The 23,594-nt window shown below is 66.4% G+C and carries 22 protein-coding genes; 11 read left to right on the plus strand and 11 right to left on the minus strand.

Going from position 1 to position 23,594, the window contains the following annotated elements:
- The first annotated feature begins 12 nt into the window (after window positions 1-12).
- From PcP3B5_RS10975 to PcP3B5_RS10990, 4 genes are all read left to right on the plus strand, one after another.
- Window positions 13-1,158, plus strand: a complete 1,146-nt coding sequence (locus PcP3B5_RS10975) for an acyl-CoA dehydrogenase family protein (RefSeq protein ID WP_061561257.1) — start codon at window positions 13-15, stop codon at window positions 1,156-1,158.
- A gap of 35 nt (window positions 1,159-1,193) precedes the next feature.
- On the plus strand, window positions 1,194-2,111 hold the full coding sequence (locus PcP3B5_RS10980; protein ID WP_061561258.1) for an SDR family NAD(P)-dependent oxidoreductase: 918 nt from the start codon (window positions 1,194-1,196) through the stop codon (window positions 2,109-2,111).
- Window positions 2,112-2,124: 13 nt separating this feature from the next.
- Window positions 2,125-3,108 (plus strand): NADH:ubiquinone reductase, encoded by a 984-nt coding sequence (locus tag PcP3B5_RS10985; RefSeq protein WP_061561259.1) that lies wholly within the window; start codon window positions 2,125-2,127, stop codon window positions 3,106-3,108.
- 66 nt (window positions 3,109-3,174) lie between these two features.
- The gene (locus PcP3B5_RS10990; RefSeq protein WP_061561260.1) at window positions 3,175-4,425 is read left to right on the plus strand and encodes an OprD family porin; all 1,251 of its coding nucleotides are present in this window, start codon (window positions 3,175-3,177) and stop codon (window positions 4,423-4,425) included.
- 48 nt (window positions 4,426-4,473) lie between these two features.
- On the opposite strand, the gene PcP3B5_RS10995 is transcribed toward PcP3B5_RS10990, so the two are convergent.
- From PcP3B5_RS10995 to PcP3B5_RS11005, 3 genes are all read right to left on the minus strand, one after another.
- Window positions 4,474-4,737, minus strand: coding sequence for a DUF4404 family protein (locus PcP3B5_RS10995; protein ID WP_009619150.1), 264 nt, complete (start codon window positions 4,735-4,737; stop codon window positions 4,474-4,476).
- Between the two features lie 77 nt (window positions 4,738-4,814).
- Window positions 4,815-5,396 carry a phosphonate degradation HD-domain oxygenase gene (locus PcP3B5_RS11000; RefSeq protein ID WP_061561261.1) on the minus strand — a complete coding sequence of 194 codons (582 nt, stop codon included), beginning with the start codon at window positions 5,394-5,396 and terminating at the stop codon, window positions 4,815-4,817.
- Entirely contained in the window at window positions 5,393-6,142 is a 750-nt protein-coding gene (locus PcP3B5_RS11005; protein WP_061561262.1) for an HAD superfamily inactivated hydrolase PcrP, read from the minus strand. The genes PcP3B5_RS11000 and PcP3B5_RS11005 overlap by 4 nt, the downstream gene beginning before the upstream one ends.
- Before the next feature lie 751 nt (window positions 6,143-6,893).
- Here PcP3B5_RS11005 and PcP3B5_RS11010 point away from each other — a divergent pair.
- The 3 genes from PcP3B5_RS11010 to rssC all read left to right on the plus strand — a co-directional run bounded on the left by PcP3B5_RS11010 (window position 6,894) and on the right by rssC (window position 9,432).
- Entirely contained in the window at window positions 6,894-7,598 is a 705-nt protein-coding gene (locus PcP3B5_RS11010) for an MlaA family lipoprotein (RefSeq protein ID WP_061561263.1), read from the plus strand.
- Window positions 7,599-7,768: 170 nt separating this feature from the next.
- Window positions 7,769-8,953 carry a two-component system response regulator RssB gene (rssB, locus tag PcP3B5_RS11015; RefSeq protein WP_009619157.1) on the plus strand — a complete coding sequence of 395 codons (1,185 nt, stop codon included), beginning with the start codon at window positions 7,769-7,771 and terminating at the stop codon, window positions 8,951-8,953.
- Complete coding sequence (gene rssC / locus PcP3B5_RS11020; protein ID WP_061561264.1) at window positions 8,950-9,432, plus strand: anti-sigma factor antagonist RssC; 483 nt, start codon at window positions 8,950-8,952, stop codon at window positions 9,430-9,432. Before rssB ends, rssC begins: the two co-directional genes overlap by 4 nt.
- A gap of 75 nt (window positions 9,433-9,507) precedes the next feature.
- On the opposite strand, the gene tal is transcribed toward rssC, so the two are convergent.
- Window positions 9,508-10,428, minus strand: a complete 921-nt coding sequence (gene tal / locus PcP3B5_RS11025; RefSeq protein ID WP_061561265.1) for a transaldolase — start codon at window positions 10,426-10,428, stop codon at window positions 9,508-9,510.
- 63 nt (window positions 10,429-10,491) lie between these two features.
- Window positions 10,492-11,463: a tRNA dihydrouridine(20/20a) synthase DusA gene (dusA, locus tag PcP3B5_RS11030; RefSeq protein WP_061561266.1), complete on the minus strand. Its 972-nt coding sequence runs from the start codon at window positions 11,461-11,463 to the stop codon at window positions 10,492-10,494.
- Window positions 11,464-11,747: 284 nt separating this feature from the next.
- On the opposite strand from dusA, the gene PcP3B5_RS11035 reads away from it, so the two are divergent.
- The gene (locus tag PcP3B5_RS11035) at window positions 11,748-12,008 is read left to right on the plus strand and encodes a hypothetical protein (RefSeq protein WP_061561267.1); all 261 of its coding nucleotides are present in this window, start codon (window positions 11,748-11,750) and stop codon (window positions 12,006-12,008) included.
- Between the two features lie 62 nt (window positions 12,009-12,070).
- Here the strand turns inward: PcP3B5_RS11035 and PcP3B5_RS31355 are convergent, their stop codons facing one another.
- The gene (locus tag PcP3B5_RS31355) at window positions 12,071-12,694 is read right to left on the minus strand and encodes a hypothetical protein (protein WP_145923879.1); all 624 of its coding nucleotides are present in this window, start codon (window positions 12,692-12,694) and stop codon (window positions 12,071-12,073) included.
- Between the two features lie 825 nt (window positions 12,695-13,519).
- Between PcP3B5_RS31355 and PcP3B5_RS11045 the strand changes: the two genes are divergently transcribed.
- Complete coding sequence (locus PcP3B5_RS11045) at window positions 13,520-14,596, plus strand: OmpA family protein (protein ID WP_061561269.1); 1,077 nt, start codon at window positions 13,520-13,522, stop codon at window positions 14,594-14,596.
- Between the two features lie 346 nt (window positions 14,597-14,942).
- Here PcP3B5_RS11045 and PcP3B5_RS11050 read toward each other — a convergent pair whose 3' ends face one another.
- Window positions 14,943-15,479 carry a C40 family peptidase gene (locus PcP3B5_RS11050; RefSeq protein ID WP_082816291.1) on the minus strand — a complete coding sequence of 179 codons (537 nt, stop codon included), beginning with the start codon at window positions 15,477-15,479 and terminating at the stop codon, window positions 14,943-14,945.
- 1,708 nt (window positions 15,480-17,187) lie between these two features.
- On the opposite strand from PcP3B5_RS11050, the gene PcP3B5_RS11060 reads away from it, so the two are divergent.
- Window positions 17,188-17,754, plus strand: a complete 567-nt coding sequence (locus PcP3B5_RS11060; RefSeq protein ID WP_058489099.1) for a DUF4124 domain-containing protein — start codon at window positions 17,188-17,190, stop codon at window positions 17,752-17,754.
- A gap of 7 nt (window positions 17,755-17,761) precedes the next feature.
- Here PcP3B5_RS11060 and PcP3B5_RS31365 read toward each other — a convergent pair whose 3' ends face one another.
- Both PcP3B5_RS31365 and PcP3B5_RS11065 read right to left on the minus strand, forming a co-directional pair.
- Window positions 17,762-18,136, minus strand: coding sequence for a hypothetical protein (locus tag PcP3B5_RS31365; protein ID WP_145923881.1), 375 nt, complete (start codon window positions 18,134-18,136; stop codon window positions 17,762-17,764).
- An 11-nt stretch (window positions 18,137-18,147) separates the two neighbouring features.
- Window positions 18,148-18,435 carry a colicin Z C-terminal domain-related protein gene (locus PcP3B5_RS11065; RefSeq protein ID WP_043266896.1) on the minus strand — a complete coding sequence of 96 codons (288 nt, stop codon included), beginning with the start codon at window positions 18,433-18,435 and terminating at the stop codon, window positions 18,148-18,150.
- A 772-nt stretch (window positions 18,436-19,207) separates the two neighbouring features.
- On the opposite strand from PcP3B5_RS11065, the gene PcP3B5_RS11070 reads away from it, so the two are divergent.
- On the plus strand, window positions 19,208-20,443 hold the full coding sequence (locus PcP3B5_RS11070; RefSeq protein WP_370686625.1) for a methyl-accepting chemotaxis protein: 1,236 nt from the start codon (window positions 19,208-19,210) through the stop codon (window positions 20,441-20,443).
- A 386-nt stretch (window positions 20,444-20,829) separates the two neighbouring features.
- Here the strand turns inward: PcP3B5_RS11070 and PcP3B5_RS11075 are convergent, their stop codons facing one another.
- Together PcP3B5_RS11075 and PcP3B5_RS11080 are read right to left on the minus strand one after the other, a co-directional pair.
- Window positions 20,830-21,573 carry a TorF family putative porin gene (locus PcP3B5_RS11075; protein WP_061561271.1) on the minus strand — a complete coding sequence of 248 codons (744 nt, stop codon included), beginning with the start codon at window positions 21,571-21,573 and terminating at the stop codon, window positions 20,830-20,832.
- Between the two features lie 149 nt (window positions 21,574-21,722).
- On the minus strand, window positions 21,723-23,480 hold the full coding sequence (locus PcP3B5_RS11080; protein ID WP_061561272.1) for an amidohydrolase: 1,758 nt from the start codon (window positions 23,478-23,480) through the stop codon (window positions 21,723-21,725).
- Window positions 23,481-23,594: the final 114 nt, after the last annotated feature.

A 23,594-nucleotide genomic window follows, 5' to 3' on the forward strand; every position in this document is an offset into this window, starting at 1 on the left:
GAGGGCACTGAAATGACCGACTACAACGCCATGGGCGATGGCGAGTTCCGCCTGATGGTGCGCGAGTGGATCGCCGCCAACTACCCGCAACGCATCCGCAACCCGGCCCACCGCCTGGGCCGCGACGACACCTGGGAGTGGTACCAGGCGCTGTCGCGCCAGGGCTGGCTGTGCCCCGGCTGGCCGGTGCGCTACGGCGGCATGGGCCTCTCCGCCGGCAAGCAGCTGATCATGATCGAGGAAATGGAAGGCTACGGCTGCGCGCGCCTGCCCGACAGCGGCATCACCATGCTCGGCCCGCTGCTGATCCGCTACGGCAGCGACGCCCAGCGCGAGCGCTTCCTGCCGCGCATCCTCAGCGGCGAGGACATCTGGTGCCAGGGTTACAGCGAGCCCAACGCCGGCTCCGACCTGGCCAGCCTGCGCACCGAGGCAGTGCTGGAGGGCGGCCACTGGCGGATCAACGGCCAGAAGACCTGGACCACCATGGGCAGCGAGGCCAACTGGATCTTCGTGCTGGCGCGCACCGAGCGCGGCGGCAAGCCGCAACAGGGCATCAGCTTCCTGCTGGTGCCGATGGACAGCCCCGGCGTCGAGGTGCGGCCGATCCTCAACCTGGAGCTGCAGGGCGAGTTCTGCGAGGTGTTCTTCAACGACGTGCGGGTGCCGGCCGACCACCTGGTGGGCGAGGTCAACCAGGGCTGGAGCATGGCCAAGGCGCTGCTGGGCTTCGAGCGCATCTTCCTCGGCTCGCCCAAGCAGGCCACCTTCGCCTTCGAGCGCCTGGCGCGCCTGGCCCGGCGCCAGGGCCTGTGGGATGACCCGGCGTTCGCCCAGCGCTTCGCCGCGCTGAGCATGGACCTGGACTGCCACAAGGCGCTGTACGGGCACTTCGCCGAGCGCCTGCGGCGCGGCGAGAGCCTGGGGCCGGAGGTGTCGATGCTGAAGGTCCACCAGTCCGAGCTGTACCAGCGCATCAGCGAACTGGGCCTGGAGATCGCCGGCCCCGACTCGGCGCTGCTGCAACCCCTGGCCGACGACCCAGAGCTGCACCCGGCGGGCATCTTCATCCAGTCGCGGCCCACCACCATCTACGGCGGCACCAACGAAATCCAGCGCAACATCCTGGCCAAGAGCCTGCTCGGCCTGCCGGGCTGAAGGCCGCAGCCGAATCCATACGAGAGGAAAGAGCGATGACCGAACGACTGAACGAAGGCAAGGTAGCGATCGTCACCGGCGCCGGTGGCGGCATCGGCCGCGAGATCGCCCTGGCCCTGGCCGACAGCGGGGCGAAGGTGCTGATCAACGACATCGGCGTGTCGCTGGGCGGCGAGGGCGGCTCGGCCTCGCCGGCCGAGGAAACCCTCGGGCTGATCCGCCAGCGCGGCGGCGAAGGGGCGATCAACACCGACAGCGTGTCGGACTGGGACAGCGCCCGGCGCATCGTCGCCAGCGCCCTGGACGCCTTCGGCCGGCTGGACATAGTGGTGAACAACGCCGGCATCCTGCGCGACGCCATCTTCCACAAGATGAGCGCCGAGGACTGGCTGTCGGTGATCAACGTGCACCTCAACGGCAGCTTCTTCGTCAGCCGCGCCGCCGCCGAGCGCTTCCGCGAACAGGGCAGCGGCGCCTTCGTGCACATGACCAGCACCTCGGGGCTGATCGGCAACTTCGGCCAGGCCAACTACTCGGCGGCCAAGCTGGGCATAGTCGCGCTGTCCAAGTCCATCGCCCTCGACATGCAGCGCTACAAGGTGCGCTCCAACTGTATCGCGCCCTTCGCCTGGAGCCGCATGACCGACTCCATCCCGGCCGATACCCCGGAACAGAAGGCGCGGGTGGAGAAGCTGCAGCGCATGACCCCGGACAAGAACGCGCCGCTGGCCGTGTACCTGGCCTCCGACGCCGCCCGCGAGGTCAACGGCCAGGTGTTCGCCGCGCGCAACCACGAGCTGTTCCTGATGAGCCAGAGCCGCCCGCTGCGCAGCGTGCACAGCGAGCACGGCTGGACGCCGCAGAGCATCGCCGAGCACGGCATGCCGGCGCTGCGCGGCAGCTTCATGGACCTGGCGCGCAGCCCGGACGTGTTCTCCTGGGACCCGATCTGACCACGGAGGCGTCATGGGCATCTTCAACACCCGTTTCACCGAGACCTTCGGCGTCGAGCACCCGATCATGCAGGGCGGCATGCAGTGGGTGGGGCGCGCCGAGCTGGCCGCGGCGGTGGCCAACGCCGGCGGCCTGGCGACGCTGTCGGCGCTGACGCAGCCGAGCCCGGAAGCGCTGGCCGGGGAGATCGCGCGCTGCCGCGAGCTGACCGACAAGCCCTTCGGCGTCAACCTGACGCTGCTGCCGACGCAGAAGCCGGTGCCCTATGCCGAGTACCGCGCGGCGATCATCGAGGCCGGCATCGGCGTGGTCGAGACCGCCGGCAACAACCCCGGCGAGCACATCGCCGAGCTGCGCCGGCATGGCGTCAAGGTGATCCACAAGTGCACCTCGCTGCGCCATGCGCTCAAGGCCGAGCAACTGGGCGTGGACGCGGTGTCCATCGACGGCTTCGAGTGTGCCGGCCACCCGGGCGAGGACGATATCCCCGGGCTGGTGCTGATCCCGGTCGCGGCCAACCGCCTGCGGGTGCCGATCATCGCCTCCGGCGGCTTCGCCGACGGCCGCGGGCTGGTGGCGGCGCTGGCCCTGGGGGCGGACGCGATCAACATGGGCACGCGCTTCCTCAGCACCCGCGAATGCCCGATCCACCCGCAGGTGAAGGCGGCCATCCGCGCCGCCGACGAGCGTTCCACCGACCTGATCATGCGCAGCCTGCGCAACACCGCGCGGGTGGCGCGCAACGCGGTGAGCCAGGAAGTGCGGGCGATCGAGGCAGGCGGCGGCGCCACCTACGCCGACATCGCCGCGCTGGTCAGCGGCCAGCGCGGGCGCGGCGTCTACGAGCAGGGCGACACCGACCTGGGCATCTGGTCGGCCGGCATGGTCCAGGGCTTGATCGATGACGAGCCAAGTTGCGCCGAGCTGCTGCGCGGCATCGTCGAACAGGCCCGCGCCCTGGTGCGCCAGCGCCTGGAGGGCATGCTCGCCGACTGATCGCCATTCTCACGCGGCGCCGCAGGAGGGCGCCGCCTCACCTCACCGAACGAAGAGACAACAACAATGAAAAATCTTCCCGCACGGGCGTTGGCCTCGGTCGCCGCCTGCCTGCCGTTCTGCGCCCAGGCCGACTTCATCGGCGACAGCAAGGCCAGCCTGGAACTGCGCAACTTTTACTTCAACCGCGATTATCGCCAGGCCGGCGCCAGCCAGTCGTACTCGGAGGAGTGGGCCCAGGGCTTCCTGCTGCGCTACGAGTCCGGCTACACCGAGGGCAGCATCGGCGTGGGCCTGGACGCCCTGGGCCTGCTCGGGCTCAAGCTCGATTCCAGCCCGGACCGCTCCGGCTCCGGCCTGCTGCCGTACTCGGCCGGCGACCGCCGCGCCGCCGACGACTATTCCGACCTGGGCCTGACCGCCAAGCTGCGCGCTTCCAACAGCACGCTGAAGATCGGCACCCTGACGCCCAGGCTGCCGGTGGTGCAGTACAACGACACCCGCCTGCACCCGCAGACCTTCCAGGGCGGTTTGGCGGAAATCAACGAGATCGACGGCCTGGCCGTGCAGCTCGGCCAGCTGCGCCAGGTGAAGCAGCGCGACTCGAGCAACGCCGAGGACCTGAGCATCACCCGCGGCAACAAGCGCAACATCCAGCCCGGGCGGCACAGCACCAGCGACCGCTTCAACCTGGCCGGCGGCAGCTACCGCTGGAGCGACAACCTGAGCACCAGCTACCACTACGGCAACCTGGAGGACTTCTACCGCCAGCACTACCTGGGCCTGGTGCACGTCCTGCCGATCGCCAGGGACCAGTCGCTGAAGTCCGACATCCGCTGGGCGCGCTCCACCGACGAGGGCGGCAGCAACGTCGACAACCGCGCGCTCAACGCCCTGTTCACCTATCGCCTGGGCGGCCATGGCTTCGGCCTGGGCTACCAGCGCATGTCCGGCGACACCGGCTACGCTTACCTGGCCGGCACCGACCCGTACCTGACCAACTTCGTGCAGATCGGCGACTTCGCCAACAAGGACGAGCGCTCCTGGCAGCTGCGCTACGACTTCGACTTCGCCGCCGTCGGCCTGCCCGGGCTGACCTTCATGACGCGCTACCTGCGCGGCGACAACATCGACCTGCTCGATGGCCGGGGCAACGGTAAGGAATGGGAACGCGACACCGACATCGGCTACGTGGTGCAGAGCGGGGCGCTGAAGAACCTGGGCCTGAAGGTGCGCAACGGCAGTTTCCGCAGCGACTTCGGCAACGACGTGGACGAAACCCGCGTCATCATTAGTTACACATTGCCGCTCTGGTAAAGGCGATGCGGCCCGCGCCAAGAGGGGGCGGGCCGCCGGGGGAAGGGTTCAGATGCCCATGTTGGCCAGGCTCTGCATGATCGAGCGCAGGGTGCCGGCGAGGGTCGGGTGGCTGACCTCGAAGCGCTCCACCGCCAGGTTGACGCCATCCAGCAGGCTGTCGTCGGCGAGGGCTTCCTCGTTGGCCAGTTGCAGTTCGATGTCTTCTATCAGCGTCTCCAGCTCCCCGCGCTGCTCTTCGCTCAGCGGCGGCTGCTGTTCCAGCTGGTCGCGCAGTCGCTGCAGTTCTTCACGCAGTTGACGTGTCGGCATGGTGGTTTCCTTCTGCGGTGGCTACCCAGGATGGACCGCCGCGCGGCGGCGAAAAATCCATCTCCATGCCACACAGCTTAACCCGCCGAACGCAACCGTGTCTGATGCCCGTCAATGCGCAGCAGGCGCTCCAGCAGCGGGAAGAAGTGCGCGAGCTCCGGGGTGCGCATGGCCGGGTCCTTGCCCAGGTCGTCCAGGCGCCGCAGGGTGACGGCGTCCTGGGCGTAGGGGGCGCTGAGGAAGGCGCTGGCGCCGCGCTCGTCGAAGGGCCCGCCCTGCAGCGCCAGGCTGTGCCGCGAGGCGGGCGACAGGCCGGCGTGATAGGCCGCGTCCACCGCGCACAGGTAGCGCTTGGCGGCCACGTGCAGGCGGACCGGCTGCCACACCGATTCGGGCAGCAGCTCGCGCAGCAGCTTGGCGCCGACTTCCTCGTGGCGCAGGTCGCGGGCCTCGATCTCGTCGGGGTTCTCGTAGAGGTGGCCGATGTCGTGCAGCAGCGCGGCGATCACCAGGGCGTCGGAGCAGCCGGCGCGCTCGGCCAGGGTGGCGCACTGCAGGGCGTGCTCGGCCTGGCTCACCGATTCGCCGTAGGGCTCGGCGCCGTGGCTGGCGAAGCGTTCGGCCAGCTCGTCGAGGAAGGCGTGGCGGGCGCGGTTCATGGCTTTTCTCCTTTGGCGCGGCGGCTGGCGATGTCCAGCAGGCAGGAATCCAGCTCGCCCAGGTGGTCGATGACCGAGTGCACGCCCAGGCGGTACAGGCCGAAGGTCGCCTGGGCGCGGCGCAGGTCGCGCTGGTTGCCGTCCAGCGCCTCCCAGTCGCGCATCGACAGGCCACAGAGCGGGCCGCTGGCGGCCAGGCCGATGGTCCACAGCCCGGCATTGAGGCCGGCCTGGAGCAGCCGCGGCTGGCTGCTCACCAGCACGCAGCCGTCCAGTTGCGGGGTGCCCAGCTCCATCAGCGCGCGCCAGCAGCCGTCCGGCGCCGGCCAGGGCCGCCCGGCGTGGGCGATGCCGCTGTCCAGGGCGCCGTCGAGGGCGGCGGCCAGGCGTTCGCTGGCCGGCTCCGGCAGTTCCTCCAGCCAGGCGCAGGGCACGCCCTGGCGGTTCAGCTGGTGCAGGGCGGGCAGGGCTTCGGCGATGGGCTCGGCATGGGCGTCGGCGGCTTCGGCAAGGCGTTTGCGGAAGCGCGCGACCTCCTCGGCGCTGGGCAGGCGGCCGAGCACGTGGCCCAGGGCCTGCTGCGGAGCCAGGGTGGCGGCCTCGGCGAGGCGTTCCTGCGGGCAGTCCGGGTAGCTGGCCTGCAGGGCGCGGGGCAGGGTGCGGGCGCCGAAGTCCACCAGGTCGCCGGCGAGTCCGAAGAGCAGGGAGGTGAAGCGGGGCAGGTCGGCGGCGGTCGAGGCGGGCATGGCGGGGTGTCTGGACAATGGTCTAGGCCAGACTAGACGCGCATTGTGACGATCCGGTGAAGCCGGCCTGCGCGCGGGCCCGCTGCCTTTATAATGGCGCGCCTTTCGCTGGAGAGCCCGCCAGGGCGGCCGAACGATCCCTGCATTACCTGCGCATCCGCGACCAGTTGGCCGGGGACATCCGCCAGGGCGGCCTGGCCGCGAAGCTGCCGGGCGAGCCGGGGCAGTTCCTCGAACGCCCGTGCCTCCCTGTAACCGTAGGAGCGGACTCTGCCCGCGATTCGGGCTTCCAGTAGCGTAGGGCGAATAACCGTTCGCGGTTATCCGCCGCCTCACCTTTCTCATCGACCCTGCCTCGGTCGGTCCGGGGGAATGCGTGACCAGCGCCAGGCTCGACGCCGAGCGGGCCGGTAACCAAGGTCAAACGGCGGATAACGCCATAGGCGTTATGCGCCCTACGGATTTCCAGGGAGCTTTGGGTGCTGGCCCAGCACCGCAGCCCCAGGCAAACACCGTTCGCGAGCAAGCTCGCTCCTACGAAGAGCCTTCCGAGGCAGTCGGCAAGAGCGTCGCATCGGCACAAAAGCTGGCTCTTGGCTATCGTGAGGGGAGGGCGGCGCTTCCGGCCGCGCGCCGGGTGCGAAGGCGTTAGAAACAATCCGATGTCTGCAAATCGAACTTGGAACTATATACTGCGCAGCGGTTCGAGGCCGCGGCGGCGGCCTCATGAGACTTTCAAAGGAGAAACCCGATGCGCCCACACGGCGTCAACTGGATGCAGCGCACCGCTCGCCTGCTGGCCGGAGCCAGCCTGGCCATGCTCCCCTTCCTGGCCCAGGCCGCGAGCGAGGACGACCCCTGGGAGAGCGTCAACCGCCCGATCTTCGTGTTCAACGACACCCTCGACACCTATGCGCTCAAGCCCCTGGCGCAGGGTTACCAGAAGGTGACGCCGAATTTCGTGCAGGACGGCATCCACAACTTCTTCAGCAACATCGGCGATGTGCGCAACCTGGCCAACGACCTGCTGCAGGGCAAGCTCGAGCACGCCGGCGTCGACACCAGCCGCCTGCTGTTCAACACCACCTTCGGCCTGGCCGGCTTCATCGACGTGGCCACCCGCATGGGCCTGCAGCGCAACGACGAGGACTTCGGCCAGACCCTCGGCTACTGGGGCGTGGGCAGCGGCCCTTACGTGATGCTGCCGCTGCTGGGCCCGAGCACCCTGCGCGACGCGCCGTCGAAGATCCCGGACGCCTATACCGGCATGTACCCGTACATCGACGACGTGTCCGTGCGCAACAGCATCCGCGCCGTGGACGTGGTCGACACCCGCGCCGACCTGCTCAGGTCCGAGAAGCTGATTTCCGGCGACAAGTACAACTTCATCCGCAACGCCTACCTGCAGAACCGCGAGTTCAAGGTCAAGGACGGCCAGGTCGAAGACGACTTCTGACACACCCGCCACCCATCCGCCCCGGGGCTGCCGCAAGCGCGCCGTGCCGCCGTCTTGAACCCTTGGGCGGATGGGAGTAGTGTCTGCGCCTTGTCGCACCCGACCCGCGCCGTTTTCATAGCCATGCGCGCCCACTCCACCACCTCCGGCGCCGTTTGCCTGGATAACCCATGCACAAACCCAGTGCCACGCTGCTGATCATCGATGACGACGAGGCCGTTCGCGAAAGCCTCGCGGCCTACCTGGAAGACAGTGGTTTCAAAGTCCTGCAGGCGACCAACGGCCAGCAGGGCCTGCAGGTCTTCCAGCACGAACTGCCCGACCTGGTCATCTGTGACCTGCGCATGCCGCAGATGGACGGCCTGGAGCTGATCCGCCGGGTCAGCGAGATGGCGGTGGAAACGCCGGTCATCGTGCTTTCCGGGGCCGGGGTGATGAGCGACGTGGTCGAGGCCCTGCGCCTGGGCGCCGCGGACTACCTGATCAAGCCCCTGGAAGACCTGGCCGTGCTGGAGCACTCGGTGCGCCGCGCCCTGGACCGCGCCTACCTGCGTTCGGAGAACCGCCGCTACCGCGAGAAGCTGGAAGCCGCCAACCGCGAACTGCAGGCCAGCCTGAACCTGCTGCAGGAAGACCAGAACGCCGGGCGCCAGGTGCAGATGAACATGCTGCCGGTGACGCCCTGGGAAGCCGAGGGGCTGAAGTTCGCCCACCAGATCATCCCGTCGCTGTACCTGTCAGGCGACTTCGTCGACTACTTCCGTGTCGACGAACGGCGCATCGGCTTCTACCTGGCCGACGTCTCCGGCCATGGCGCCTCCTCGGCGTTCGTGACCGTGCTGCTGAAGTTCATGACCACCCGCCTGCTGTACGAGTCGCGGCGCGCGGGCACGCTGCCCGAGTTCAAGCCCTCCGAGGTGCTCGGGCACATCAACCGCGGGTTGATCAACACCAAGCTGGGCAAGCACGTGACCATGCTCGGCGGGGTGATCGACCTGGAAACCGATCGCCTGACCTACAGCATCGGTGGCCACCTGCCGCTGCCGGTACTCTATGTCGACGGCGAAGCACGCTACCTTGAGGGCCGCGGCCTGCCCGTGGGCCTGTTCGAGGACGCCACCTACGACGACCGGACCATGGACCTGCCCAGGTCCTTCAGCCTGTCGTTGTTCTCCGACGGCATACTGGATGTGCTGCCCGGGGCTACATTGAAAGAAAAGGAGACGGCCCTGCCCGAGCAGGTCGTCGCCGCCGGCGGGACGCTGGACGGCCTGCGCCAGGTCTTCGGGCTGGCCAAGTTGTCCGAGATGCCGGATGATATCGCCTTGCTGGTGTTGAGCAGGAACCTTGCATGAGTACCGGTAAAATCCAGTTCGCCGAGCAGGATGGCTCATTCGTCCTGAAGTTCGTGGGCGAAGTCCGACTGACCCTGTGTTCGGCGCTGGATGCCACCATTGAAAAAATCTTCGCCGCGTTGAATTTCACGGCGATCATCATCGATCTCACGGAAACCCAGAGCATCGACAGCACCACCCTGGGCCTGCTGGCCAAGCTGTCGATCCTCTCGCGGCAGAAGGTGGGGCTGTTGCCGACCCTGGTGACCACCAACCCGGACATCACCCGGTTGCTGCAGTCCATGGGCTTCGACCAGGTGTTCAACATCGTCGACCGGCCCATCCCCTGCACGGACTACCTCACCGACCTGCCGCCCCAGGACCAGTCCGAGGAAGTGGTGCGCAGCAAGGTGCTGGAGGCCCACCGCATCCTCATGGGCCTGAACGAGTCCAACCGTGAAGCCTTCCACGACCTGGTGAGTGCCCTCGAGCACCACTGATCCGCCGGAGCCCGTCGATAGATAGAACGCAAACCGGCGCCCTGGGGCGCCGGTTCGTTTTGCTGCGCGTGGGTTTCAGCAGCCGCCGAGCAGGGCTTCCAGCTTCTCCTGGTCGCGGGCGAACAGGCGGATGCCCTCGGCCAGCTTTTCGGTGGCCATGGCGTCCTCGTTCATCTGCCAGCGGAAGGCGCTCTCGTCCAGCACCTGGCGCGCCTCGCCGCCGCCGGGCTGCAGGGTGCGCGGCAGCTCGCCCTGGGCGTCGGCCAGTTGCTGCAGCAGGTCCGGGCTGATGGTCAGGCGGTCGCAGCCGGCCAGTTGCTCGATCTGCCCGAGGTTGCGGAAGCTCGCGCCCATCACCACGGTGCGGTAGCCGTTGGCCTTGTAGTAGCGGTAGATGCGCGACACCGACTGCACGCCCGGGTCCTCGGCGCCGACGTAATCGCGGGCGTTGGCCTTCTTGTACCAGTCGTAGATGCGGCCGACGAAGGGCGAGATGAGGAACACCCCGGCGTCGGCGCAGGCCGCGGCCTGGGCGAAGGAGAACAGCAGAGTGAGGTTGGTCTGGATGCCGTCGCGCTCCAGCTGCTCGGCGGCGCGGATGCCTTCCCAGGTGGCGGCGATCTTGATCAGCACGCGATCCTTGCCGACGCCTTGCTCGTCGTACAGCTCGACCAGCCGGCGGGCGCGGGCCAGGGTGTCCTCGGTGTCGAAGGACAGGCGCGCGTCCACTTCGGTGGAGACGCGACCGGGAATGACCCCGAGGATGTCCTTGCCCACCGCCACGGCGAAGCGGTCGCAGGCCAGGCCCGCGTCGCCGCCGCTGGCCGCAGTGGCGCGGGCCAGGTGCTCGGCGTAGCGGGGCAGGGCGGCGGCCTTGAGCAGCAGCGAGGGGTTGGTGGTGGCATCCACCGGCTTCAGGCGGGCAATGGCGTCGAAATCGCCGGTATCGGCGACGACGGTGGTGTACTGCTTCAGTTGTTCCAGCTTGGAGGTCATGGCAGGTCTTCCGAGTGCGATCCCCATGACCTTACCCGAGCGCAACCCCGCGCTCAACGGGACCTAGCGGCCTGCGAGAAGTTCGATGGCCTGGTCGAGCACCCGCAGCGGATCGGCGGCCTTGTGCACGTCCACCGAAAGCAGCTGGCGGAAGCGCCGCGCGCCGGGGAAACCCTGGCCAAGGCCGAGCACGTGGCGCGTCACATGGTGCATGGCGCCGCCCTCGGCGATGTGCCGCTGGATGTACGGACGCATCCGCGCCAGGGCCTCGGCGCGGCTGATCGCCGGGGCCTCGGCGCCGTACAGCGCGGCGTCCACCTGGGCCAGCAGGTAGGGGTTGTGGTACGCCTCGCGGCCGAGCATCACGCCGTCGAAGGTGCGCAGGTGCTCCTGGCATTCGGCCAGGGTCTTGATGCCGCCGTTGAGGACGATCTCCAGGCCCGGGAAATCCCGCTTGAGCTGCGCCGCCACTTCGTAGCGCAGCGGCGGAACCTCGCGGTTCTCCTTGGGCGAAAGCCCTTCGAGAATGGCGATGCGCGCATGCACGGTGAAACTGCGGCAGCCGGCCTCGCGCACCTGGCCGACGAAGTCGCACAGCTCGGCATAGCTGTCGCGCCCGTTGATGCCGATGCGGTGCTTGACCGTGACCGGAATGGAAACCGCCTCGCGCATGGCCAGGACGCACTCGGCCACCAGCGCCGGATGGGCCATCAGGCAGGCGCCGATCATGTTGTGCTGCACCCGGTCGCTGGGGCAGCCGACGTTCAGGTTCACCTCGTCGTAACCCGCAGCCTCCGCCAGCTTCGCCGCCGCCGCCAGCTCGGCCGGCACGCTGCCGCCCAGCTGCAGCGCCAGCGGGTGCTCGCACTCGTCATGGCGCAGGAAGCGCGCGGCATCGCCATGCAGCAAGGCCCCGGTGGTGACCATCTCGGTGTAGAGCAGGGCATGGCTCGACAGCTGGCGCAGGAAGAACCGGCAGTGGCGGTCGGTCCAGTCCATCATCGGTGCCACGGAAAATCTATGGGAAAAATTCATTTAAAATCAGTATTCGGCATGAAAAAACGCCCGGTAAAGGGCGTTTGGGGACGTCGCGGGCAACCGGTGTCGCCAGATGGCGCCTAGTATACCTCGGTTGGTTGAGCCCTATAGGCATTGCCATTCGCCGAAGCCGGGGCCGACGTAATGTCGGACGCTGCTGCATCGGCTGTCGTAGTCGTCGAACACCTCCACCTCGATGGCCGGGGTTCCGGTCTTGGTGAAGAAGGTGTAGATGCGCCCTGGCGTACCTGCCCAACGCGCTGGTCTACAGCTGGGTGCCGGTGTACCTGCAGAAGGGCCTGGGCATGACGCCGCTGCAATCGGGCTGCACGGCGATGGCGGCGACCCTCGGCGTGATCGTGTTCAACCTCGGCGTTTCGGCCTGGTCGCGGCGCCTGCTCAAGCGCGGCGTGCCGGTGCAGACAGCGCAGGTGCGCCTGCTGGTGGTCTGCGCGCTGCTCGGCCTGCGCCTGATCGCCCCCGAGCGCACCCGCCAGGTGCTGCACGGCAGCGCCGCCACGGACCTGCCCGCCACGGCATGAGCCGCGGCGGCCGGCCGCCGCCCCCCCCTGACCACCCGCTGCCCGGGCGCGACGGCGAGCCGCTAGCCCTCGACGTGGCCCGCGACGGCACGGAGGATGCCGGAGGCGAGCGAGCCCTGGCGGGCGCCGATCTGGTCGATGGCATGGGTGATCTGCGGCGGCTCGGCGGACAGCGGAGCGACGTTCAGCGCGGCAAGTTGTACGGGGGCCGCGGCGGCGCCGGTTTGGGGCTCGGGTTCCGCGGCGGGGGCGACTTCGGCGGAAGGCAGCAGCAGGCCCAGAACCGGGCTGACCACCTGCTGTTCAGTGGCGCTCGCTGCCTGCAGGTCGAAGGCGACCGGGCCTTGCTGCGGGTCGTCCTGGCCCATCATGGCGCGCAGGAGCTCGCCGTCATGCTTGAGGACATGCAGGCGGGCGTCGTGGCTGAAGAACTGCTCGAACTTCAGCGCCGGGCGGGCTTGCTCCTGGGATCGGAAAGCCAACAGCAGGTCTTCTCCGGAGCGTTCGGCAACCAGCGCATCGCTCAGGGAAGCATGCTGGGGCTCCTGCAATACGTACAGGTTGCCAGGCTTGCTCATCAGGACTTGTTCAGGCGCGGCCTGGCTTGCATCCAGGGTATATGCCTGTATGAGGGAGTCTTCGGTCACGACCGAGAAATTTATTTTGCTATCGATCAGATTTTTCATTTAGGTACGGATAGTCAGATAGTTACAGGGCCAACCCTCTTCCCGCATCCTGCAGCAGGCGCGAACCCACAAGCGTCTCGAAAAGTGCCGATACCCGCGGGGCGGGCGACATGAGTCTTCAGGGTCGCTTTCGGCGCTTGAGAAACAGTTCTCCGGTGGATTTCCGAAGGAGAAATTCAGCGCTGATCTGTTTAGAAGAAGTTGCGTCGTCTTGCGGGGAGAAGAGTAGGGCCGCGCCCTGCGGGGCAGGTATCTGACGAGTTCTAAAATGGCCTGGATCGGCGCCTTACTTTTCGTCAATTCGATATGCCGGGATCGCGCGGCAGGCGGGGTGGCCTCCTTGGAAAAGGCCGTTCCATGCGTCTCTTCCGGGGAGATATCGGGATCGGCCTGATGGCCGCCGCTACTGGGTCGATGCACTTCCTGCGCGCGTTCTGAAGTCGATGTCCGCTGATATGCCTGGAAGATGATCGCAGCGTGTAGTGGCAAGGAGGGTTGGCCGCTACTTCCGTCCGTAGCCTGGGGTGGTCGTACTCGGCGGAATGGTGGGGCGAAGAAATCAGACGGCGTCGCATGGTGCTGCCGGAGTTCACCTGGATACCATCCTGGCTGCCCGGAACCGGTTCGGGACCTGCCGATAGCATTTGCTTGGCTTGAAACAACTTGAATGGCGCCGGTCTTGCCTCGTGGATATTTCGAGGAAAAGACTCCAGGAAATGGAACTTCGCCCCTGTCGTGGATGAAAGATTCACACTCAATCATCGGGTGTGGGTCTTCGGCTGTTGCTTGAACCTGTGCCCTGTATTTATTGAAAGGATCGCGTGAATGAAATCGAGAAACACCTTAGGCGTCGTTGTGGGTGCCGTGGTCGCCTTGTCTGCCATGGATGGCTTCGCCCAAGGCCGGAATTCGGTCGAGGTCGAGGCTTTCGGCAAGCGCTACTTCACCGACAGCAATCGCAACATGCAGAACGGCGACCTGTACGGCGGCTCCCTCGGCTACTTCCTGACCGACGACGTCGAGCTGGCGCTCTCCTACGGTGAGTACCACGACCTGCGCGGCACCTCCGCGAGCGGCAATGCCAAGGTGCATGGCAGCCTGGCCTCGCTGGACGCCATCTACCACTTCGGCGCTCCCGGCGCGGGCCTGCGCCCGTATCTCTCCGCCGGCATCGGCCACCAGAGCCTGACCAACGTCAACAGCGAGAACGGCGGCCGTCAGAACCTGACCATGGCCAACATCGGCGCCGGCCTGAAGTACTACTTCACCGAGAACTTCTATGCCAGGGCCGGCCTCGACGGCCAGTACGGCCTGGAGAAGCGCGACAACGGCCACCAGGGCGAGTGGATGGCCGGCGTCGGCGTCGGCCTGAACTTCGGCGGCGGTTCCAAGCCGGCCCCGGCGACCGAGCCGGCCCCGGCGACCGAGCCGGTCGCCGAAGTCTGCTCCGACGAAGACCACGACGGCGTCTGCGACAACGTCGACAAGTGCCCGAACACTCCGGCCAACGTCACCGTCGACGCCAACGGCTGCCCGGTCGTGGCCGAGGCCGTGCGCGTCCAGCTGGACGTCAAGTTCGACTTCGACAAGTCCAGGGTCAAGCAGAACAGCTACGCGGACATCAAGAACCTGGCCGACTTCATGAAGCAGTACCCGTCCACCTCCACCACCGTTGAAGGCCACACCGACTCCGTCGGCACCGACGCCTACAACCAGAGGCTGTCCGAGCGTCGCGCCAACGCCGTTCGTGACGTGCTGGTCAACGAGTACGGCGTGGAAGGCGGCCGCGTGAGCGCCGTGGGTTATGGTGAGAGCCGCCCGGTCGCTGACAACGGCACCGCCGAAGGCCGCGCCGTCAACCGTCGCGTGGAAGCCGAAGTGGAAGCCCAGGCCAAGCAGTGATCGGCCGGAGCTGACGAGTCAGCCCGATCTAGGCTGCAATGCCGTTCACTCAAGCGGAGCAGCCTTTCCATCCACTGGATCGGGACCTTCACCGCCCAGGGCCTCGATGGCCCTGGGCGGTGATCCAGCAGCAAACCCCCGATACCAGCCCTCAACGCAGGCAAACGCCTTTCCATCGGCCAAACGCATCCCGCTACGCCGGCAGGGGCTCGGTTGGGCCTCCGCAGAAGGTCGGCAACCCAGGCCTGCGCCCTCGGCTCCACGGGCGCTCCCGGCGCTATTCCGTTGGTTTCACTGCGTCTACGCCCGCACCTGGGCGGTGATATTCCCGATGGCGCCGATTCCATCAGCCGCTGAAATTGCGCGCGGTGACGTAGGCACGCTTCCAGTAGGGGGAGGCGAGGGAGTCGATGCGGATCTTCTTGCCCGTGCTGGGGGCGTGAATGAAGCGGTTGTCGCCGATGTAGAGGCCGACGTGGCTGACTCTATCGCTGCCGTTGTGGCTGAAGAACACGGCGTCGCCAGGCTGTAGTTCGTGGCGGGCGATAGTCGCGTCGCGCCGCGCAATCATCGACCGGGTGGTGCGTGGCAGGCGCTGGTCGGCGACGCTGCGATACAGGTAGACCAGCAGGCCGCTGCAATCGAACCCGGTTTCCTCCGATTCGCCGCCCCGGCGGTAGCGCTGGCCGACGAGTTGGTGCGCGCGGGCGACGATGAGCTGGCGCGTGTCCGGATTGACGGCGCTAGACCAGTCCGCTGGTACTGGTTGGGCCGATGCGGGCGAGTAGCGGCTCCACTGCCGGGCATCGAAGTCATCGGCGTGGGCGAGGGGAACGATCAGCACAAGAAGTAAAAGAGCGATAAACCAATGAAGAGCACGCATTTCGGAACACTACGGGGCGAAGGTTGAGTCGTGGCGCAATCCTTCTGCTGGCAAGCCTGCACCGGGTCCTGGTCCGCGCGGACGAGGGAGGCATGGGTGATGCAGGGCTGGCCGCTACTTCCCTGGTAGCTGCTGGGGCTCTCCAGTATTCGTGCCGGCCAGGGGTGGCCTGACTTCGCCGCGAGGCGGGCAGGTGGCTGGCGGGGCGGGCGTTTCCGTCAAGGGCATTGCGGCAGATGCCTGAATCCCTTCTGCGACTGGTCCGGGTTCGGCTCCGGAGGGAAGGCGTCGCAATGAAGGGATCGATCCGATGACGGGAGCACTGGAGCGCGGCGAGCAATGTAGCGGCCCGGGCTCGACGAGCGTATGGGATTGATCCGGAACTTGCCGGAAATCCATATGACCCCGTTCCGTCCTGGTGAAAGCGCCCGGGCGCCGCAGTCCTGGCGGACGATTTCGTTCAGACGGATAGTTTCAGGCGAAGGTCGTCGGTGGAAGGCTCTGCGGGGCTGGCCATCCAGCGCCAGTCAGCGGCGAGTTGCCGAGCCGCGTGAGTTCCTGTGGCCTCGGCACGAGTGAGGCATGTGAACCTTGAGCAGGCCTCTGTTGCAAAAGAAGTATCCGGTACAGCCGAGCAGGGCATAGCGGGTGGCCCGATAACAGGCGGTGGCGTACGAGCACTCCAGGCGCTTGATCTTGCGATAGGCCCATCGCCAGCGGCGCACAACACTTCTTCTTGAGGGAGGGTGGACGGGATGCGTGGAGAGTTGTGTCATGGCCTGCTCCTGATGGGATGGTGTTTTTATTCTGGGAAACAAGGTCTGGAGAGGGCAGCGAAAACTTTATGTAACTGGTGACGGAGGTCGGTCTTTCGTTTCGCCGACAATGATTCGAACATCGGCTTTTTATCCTGCAGGTCGAATCATGTTGCCTTTCCATAGATGAAACTTTTCTCGAAAGACCGGCGGAGTGGCCGGAAACTTCAATCGAATGAGTGAGTTTTGTTTCTTCGAATGTTACAGGGGCAAGTAGATACCTGTTTCAAACCAGAGAAAATATGACGTGTCTGATTAAATCCATGCCTGACGACTAAATGAATAATTGGAAGACATTCGGGGCAGGGGTGATAGCCGGTAGGCAACACGCTATGTTTTAGTGCGGATTCTAGTCCTCGTCGATCTCGCGCCCTTCCAGTCCAAGGGCTGGGCGGTGGTTGTCCTTGAGCGGCTTCCGGAACTGCTCGATCTGTTCCCGCGACAGTTCTATCGGGCGCTCGTACAGGACTCGCTGCCGGTAGTTCACTTGCAGGGATGCAGATCGCAAAGCCAAGGCAAGAGTAAAAAAGAAGGCGCAATCAAGAGCCGGCATACAATGACAGGCCTAGGAGTGACTTGATTGCGCCTCAAGGGGTGCGATGGTTGCGTCGCGATTGCAAGAGTTCTGCTCTTGCGCCATCAATTAAAATGTATTTCCTGATGGACTCATATCTGACTTTTTCGAAAAGACAGTGGCGCAAATGATTCACGGCGATAGGGTGAGCGGCGGGGCAGGTTCGGGATCGGTGAAGGGACGCTGGCAGAAAGCACGGAGCCCCCGGGCGTGGGTTATTCCTGGCGATGCGGTTAGGATTTCGTGTATCGGCCTTGGAACTTTCGCCGGCGCGGCGGTCTGAGGTGTCAATCTGCCATTGATCAGCCAGGGAGGCTGTATGAAGGGTGTTCTCGTTGCTGTTCCGCTGCTGTTCTGCGCCGCCTGGGCGCAGGCGGATACGATCTACAAGTGCGTCGATGCGCAGGGCAAGGTGACCTTCACCAAGCAGGCCTGCCCCAACGGCGGCAACGCCGGCGTCGAGCTGAACGTGGAGAACCGCCGGCCCAGTGGCGGCGGCGAGGGGGCGGTGATGGCGCAGCCGGCGCTTCAGGCGCCGGCTGCGGATTACGCTCCGGCGGGGGCCTATCCGGCGCAGCAGCCGGCGGCCCCGGCTCCGGCCGGTGGCACGCGGGTGACCGTGGTGGGTGGCTCGGAGGAGCGGCCGGGCTGCTCCACCGGGCTTTCCGAGCGCGACCTGCGGACCGCCATGGTGCGCAAGGAAATCGTCCCGGGCATGAGCCGCAAGGAAATCGAGAGCATGTTCGGCACCCCGAGCAAGCAGGCCAGCGCCCACGGCGCCGGCAGCAGCACCTACTGGAACGACAAGTACCTGAACTTCTTCAGCATCAATTACGACGCCAATGGCTGCGTGGTGAACAGCTACCAGTCCGGTTCATCTCAATAAGTCGGGTTTATCGAGGTGGAGACAGCAAGCGCTCGACCTCGATTGCCAGCTTTGTATCCGGACTGGAGATTCTCAGGCTTCTGGCCTGAAACTCGCCAAGGATCGGCAATGATCTCGACAGATATTGTCCTTTGACCGAAACGGAAAGCAGGGCACCTCGCTCTGCATTCAGGAAACCGGCCAGTGAAGTTGCACAGGGATCGGTCAGTTCGACCTGTACATAGGCATGCCCCTCAAGGTCGTGTGATACCTCGGAGCGTTTGACGCATTCTCGTGTCAGCAGATAGCTGCGATTCTCGACACTGAACAGGACCCCTTCCTCAGCTGTGCTGGCGCAGGCCGCAACCAGAAACATTGCGGGAAGCAGGATGGTCTTTTTCATCTCGGTATTCCCTAACGAACGGTAATGGCAATCACTTGCCCGACGCTGTGGCTTCTGAACCTGATCCGAGATACACAGACGCAGATGCCGCTGGTGAAATTGTGTGTTCCCGGGCCAACGACGATATCGCTCATTTCAGTGCCTCCCTGGAAATAACGAATCTCGGCGTCGAAGGTCGAGCTGCCTGAAATAGTTTCGAATTCGACTTTGTAAGAGAGTGGGCCCCCCATCTGTTCGCCGATGACTATCCAGGGTCCCCAGGCCCGCGCCGGCGGAGCCCAGCCTTCCAATTGGTTCATGGACGTCTCCTTTTGCTGTTCTGAAGCCAAGGAGCCGAAAATGACATGTCGTTTGCTTTTGTCATGTCTTGCAGCATTGCATCCGATTATTCGCTTTTTATCTCGGATGGCCGGGACTAGGCGCTGTAGGAATTGCTGTCGGGAACGCTAATTCCTCCGCCGGCTCTCCACTCCCTTGGTCGGCAGTGTCCTGTGCTCAGGGGCTCGGTAAGGCTGTGGATCGAAGCGCAACAGTGCACCGCCCCGCAATGACGGCCACACTACCGACTAAGGGACGATAGCCGCGGCCGGCAAATGGTCGCCTAATGGCCCTGACAACAATAATTCAGGGCCTGCGCCAACCCGGGTGTTCCACGGGGCGGGCGATGGCTGGAGAGGTGCCCTCATGGACCCGACGCGTTCGCGTATCTTCCTCGTTCTTTCCCTGCAGACCACCGGCCTTCTCGCGCTGTTCATCGCCCAGTCGCTGGGCGGCTGGCCGCTGTCGCTGTGCCTGCTGCTCGGTTTCGCGCTGCTCTGGCTGCCGTGGTTCGTCGGCCAGCGGCGCAGTCTGCCCGGCGTATCCGCCGCCGCGCCGGAACTGGCCGCGCTGACCCGCGACCTGTCCCGCAGCACCAGCCACAATGCGCTGTCCGCCGCCGGCGTGTCCTACTCGGTGCAGCGCCTGGTGGAGCGCCTGGAGTCGCAACTGGCGGCGGCCGAGCAGATCGTCGGCAGCGCCGAGGTGATGATTCACACCGAGCGCGCCACCTCTTCCCTGGCGCGCCAGGCCATGGACGCCGCCACCCAGGCCCGCGCCGGCAGCGATGTCGGGCGCAGCGAGCTGCAGCAGGCCATCGCCCGCATGCACCAGCTCAGCGGTCGCGCCGGTGAAAGCCGCGCGCTGATCGAGGCGCTGAGCCAGCGCAGCGAGGACATCCAGCGCGTCACCCAGGTGATCCAGTCGATCGCCAGCCAGACCAACCTGCTGGCCCTCAACGCCGCCATCGAGGCGGCCCGCGCCGGCGAGCACGGCCGCGGTTTCGCGGTGGTCGCCGACGAAGTGCGCGGGCTGGCTGCGCGTACCGCCGAGGCCACCGAGGAGGTGGGGCAGATGGTCGAGGACATCCAGCAGCGCACCGCCCAGGTCGCCGAGCAGATTCTCCAACTGGCAGCCGACCTCGACGAAGGCGTGGCCCAGGTGGAGCGTACCGGCGGGCAGCTGGAAGGCATCGCCGGGCTGGCCGCCGGCGTCGAGCGGCAGATCACCGAGATCGCCGAAGGCGCGGAGATCAACCGCCACCAACTGGACAACCTGTTCGCCGCGGTGGAGCGCATGCGCGCCGACATCCGCGTCAGCGACGAGCAGACCCACCGCCTGGCCGACGCCGCTGTGCACCTGGAGGCCCAGGCCGAGGCCATCAGCGAGCGCCTGGCCGAAGTGGGCCTGGACGACTATCACCAGCGCGTCTACGACCTGGCCCGCGAAGGCGCATCGAGCATAGGCGCGCGCTTCGCCGCCGACCTGGAGGACGGGCGGATTTCCGCCGAGGACCTGTTCGACCGCCACTACCAGCCGATTCCGGGCACCGAGCCGCAGAAGTACAGCACGCGCTTCGACCGCTACACCGACGAGGTGCTGCCGAAGATCCAGGAAGACCTGCTGCAGCGCCACGAGGGCCTGGTGTTCGCCATCGCCTGCACCGCCGAGGGCTACGTGCCGACGCACAACCGCGCCTTCGCCCAGGCACCGACCGGCGACCCCGAGGTGGACCGCCTGAAGAGCCGCAGCAAGCGCCTGTTCGACGACCGCACCGGGATCCGCTGCGGCAGCCACCAGCAGGCGCTGCTGTTGCAGACCTACTGCCGCGACACCGGCGAGCAGATGCACGACCTGTCGGTGCCGATCTTCGTCAACGGCCGCCACTGGGGCGGCCTGCGCCTGGGCTACCGGCCCGAGAGCATGCCGCTGAGCGAGACGCCGGCGCTGCGCAGCCCAGGCCGGCGCGAGGCCGCCTCGGCCCGTTGAGAGCCGGGGGGAGCAAAAAAGGCCGTGCATCCGAGGATGTGCGGCCTTTTCGTTTGAGTCGGGGCGGAGCGGATCTCATCCGCGAATCGCGCCGGGATGTCCGGCTATCGCGGACAGAGTCCTACGAAGAGCAGCTCGGCGCACGCAGGGGAATGGGGCACCGTAGGGCGCATAACCGTTCGCGGTTATCCGCCGTCGGCGTTATGCGCCCCACACATTGTAGGAGCAATTGTCTTGCCGGCTACGCCGAGGTGCTTTTCGTAGGATGGGTTGAGCTTGCGAAACCCATGCAGTCGGGGGTGATGGGTATCGCTTCGCTCAATGCCATCCTACGACGGCTCGCGAATGGGGGCCGCTCGTGTCACCGGGCGCGACCCGCCGCGACGTCAGAACCGCTTCGTCGCCCGCGCCACCACGGTCGCCGTGCAGATGTCCTTGAAGCCCTGCCAGTTGAAGCATTCGCTCTGCGACAGGTCGGTGTCGATGTAGCTCAGCGACCAGTCGATGCCGGCGAACTCCCTGTCCAGCCTTGCCTCCCATTCGTGATAGGTGCTGCGCGTGCCGCCGTCGCCGGCGAGGTACAGCGGGTCCTTGGCGTCGTTGCGGCCGTAGCGCAGCTTGGCCTGGAAACCGGCCGGCAGTTCGAAGCCGTAGCCGACGTAGCTGTAGAGCTGGCTCTGGTCCTTGCCGACGTAGGTGGTGATGTCCTTGGAGTAATAGCTGGCCAATTCGAAGCCGTAGGCGTTGAGGACGGCGTAGACCTCGCTCTGGTTGAACTGGCCTTCCTTCGGGTAGCGGTACTGGATGTAGCCCAGGTCCAGGCTCACCGCGTCGGTGGCCTGCCAGTACCAGCCGGCGTAGTAGTCCAGCTCCTGGCGCGTCTTCAGGCCGTAGCCGAAGTCGACGTTGGAGCTCCACACGCCCAGGTACAGGCCGCTGCTGTGCTGCAGGGTGGCGGCGGCCTGGATGGCCGGGTCGTTCTGCGTCTGCGAGATGCCGCGGGTGCGGTAGTCGCTGGCCAGGGTGGCCTCCAGCTGGACCGAGAGGTCCTCGGTCAGCTCCAGCGCATGGCTGCTGGTGAAAGGCGCGCAGGCGAGCGCCGCGCCGAGGACGAGTGCTTTGTACTTCATGGACTTACCCTTTGTTGTGCTTGTGTGGGCTGTGCTTGTGTGGGCAGGAAAAAAGCCCGCGCAGCCCCCTCCCGCCGGCGAGCCGGGAAGCGAAAGGGAAGGGGCGGCGGGAAGGGCCGGGCTTCAGCCCGGCAGTGGAGCGAACGGCGTCAGAGCGCTTCCTGGCCGTCGGCGCGGTAGACCTCGCGGCCGCCGAACAGGGTGTGCAGCACCTTGGCCTCGCCCAGTTCGGCGTCGGGGACGCTGAACAGGTCGCGGTCGAGCACCACCAGGTCGGCCTGCTTGCCGGGGGCCAGGCTGCCGATCTTCTCGCCCAGGCCTATGGCCTTCGCGGCATTGGTGGTGTACGCGTAGAACATGGCCTGGCGGTCGATGCGCTGCTCGGGGTTGAGCACGCCCTTCGGGCCCTGGCGCGTCACCGCCTGGTACATGGCCTTCAGCGGGTCGGGGGTGGACACCGGCCAGTCGCTGGCCCCGGCGATGGTGGCGCCGGCGTCCAGCAGCGACTTCGCCGGGTACATGTAGCGGAAGGCGTCGTCGGCGATGTAGGGCTTGACCAGGTCGAGGGTGTAGTCCTCGGCGGTGGCCCAGTCCAGCTGCATCGAGGCGATCACGCCCAACTGCTTGAAGCGCGGGAAGTCCGCCGGGTTGACCAGTTGCAGGTGGGTGATGGAGTGGGTGACGCCGCTTTGCCAGTCCTTGCGCGCCTGGGCGATGCCGTTGAGCGACTCGCGCACCGCGCGGTCGCCGATGGCGTGGATGTGCACCAGCCAGCCGCGAGCATCGGCGGCGCTGACCAGCTCGCCGAAGTGCCGCGGATCGAGCAGCAGCTCGCCGGGCTTGTGCAGGTTGCTGTAGTTCTCCAGCAGCGCGGCGGACTGCGCCGGGTATTCCAGCACGCCGTCGGCGAACACCTTGATGCCCGGCAGGCTGAGGTTGGGGATGCCCTGGAACTGCTGGCGCACCTTGTCGATCACCGCCAGGTCCGCCGGGCGGCTCTTCGGGTTGACCACCAGCAGCGCGGCGACGTGGGCGCTGAGCCGGCCCTGTTGCGCCAGGTCGCGGTACACCGGCAGCACGCCGACGGTGCGTTCCGTGGGCTTGATGTCGAACAGCGCCTGGCCCGGGCTGCCGTTGGCCGCCGGGTCCATCCAGGCGGTGATGCCCAGGCTGTTGTTGTACTGCACGGCGGCCAGGCCGGCGCGGTCGAGGGTCTGCTGGTCGGCGGCGGGCATGGCCGCGGCGACGCGGTCGAAGCCGGAGTCGACGACGAAGCCGCTGGGGGTGAAGTCCGGCGCGTGGCCGATGTTCTGCTGCTCGGTGGCCGGCAGCGAGCGCACCAGCGCCGCGTCCAGCCTGGCGCGGCGCAGCATGGCGGCGTTGGCCCAGGCGGTGTGGTGGTCGCTGCCGATGAGCACGATGGGCACCTGCGCCCATTCGCCGGCATTGAAAATCTTCGCCAGGCCCTCGGCCTGGGACCAGTAGCTGGAGTGCATGCCGTTCAGCACCAGGATGTCGCCGACCCGAGCCTTGCCGTTGTCGCGGGCCTCGCGCAGGCGTTGCGCCAGTTCGTCGAGGCCGACCTGCTCGTCCTCCATGCTCGCGGCGATCAGCTCCAGGCCGCCGAAGATGGCGTGCGAGTGGCTGTCGATGAAGCCGGGCATCAACAGCTTGCCGCCCAGGTCCACCTGGCGGCTGTGGGCGTCGGCGAGGGCGCGTACTTCCTGGTCGCTGCCGACCTTCAGCACCTTGTCGCCGGCGATGGCCAGCGCCTGTTGCAGCGGCTGCCCGGGCTCGGCGGTGAAGACCTTGGCGTTGTACAGGATCAGGTCGGCGGTTTGTGCGTGGGCTTCCAAAGTGCCCAGTGTGATTGCGACAGCGAGTGCGCCCTTGATGAGCCTTCGCATGCTTCCCCCTTGCTTGGTGGTTGATTTTTATTGGTCTGGGCAAGAGGCTAATGGCCCGGGGCTAGTTCCCGAAAGCCAGTCGCTGGCACAAGACTTGTGAAAATCTGGAAAGAA

The organism is Pseudomonas citronellolis (assembly GCF_001586155.1).
GTDB lineage: Bacteria > Pseudomonadota > Gammaproteobacteria > Pseudomonadales > Pseudomonadaceae > Pseudomonas > Pseudomonas citronellolis.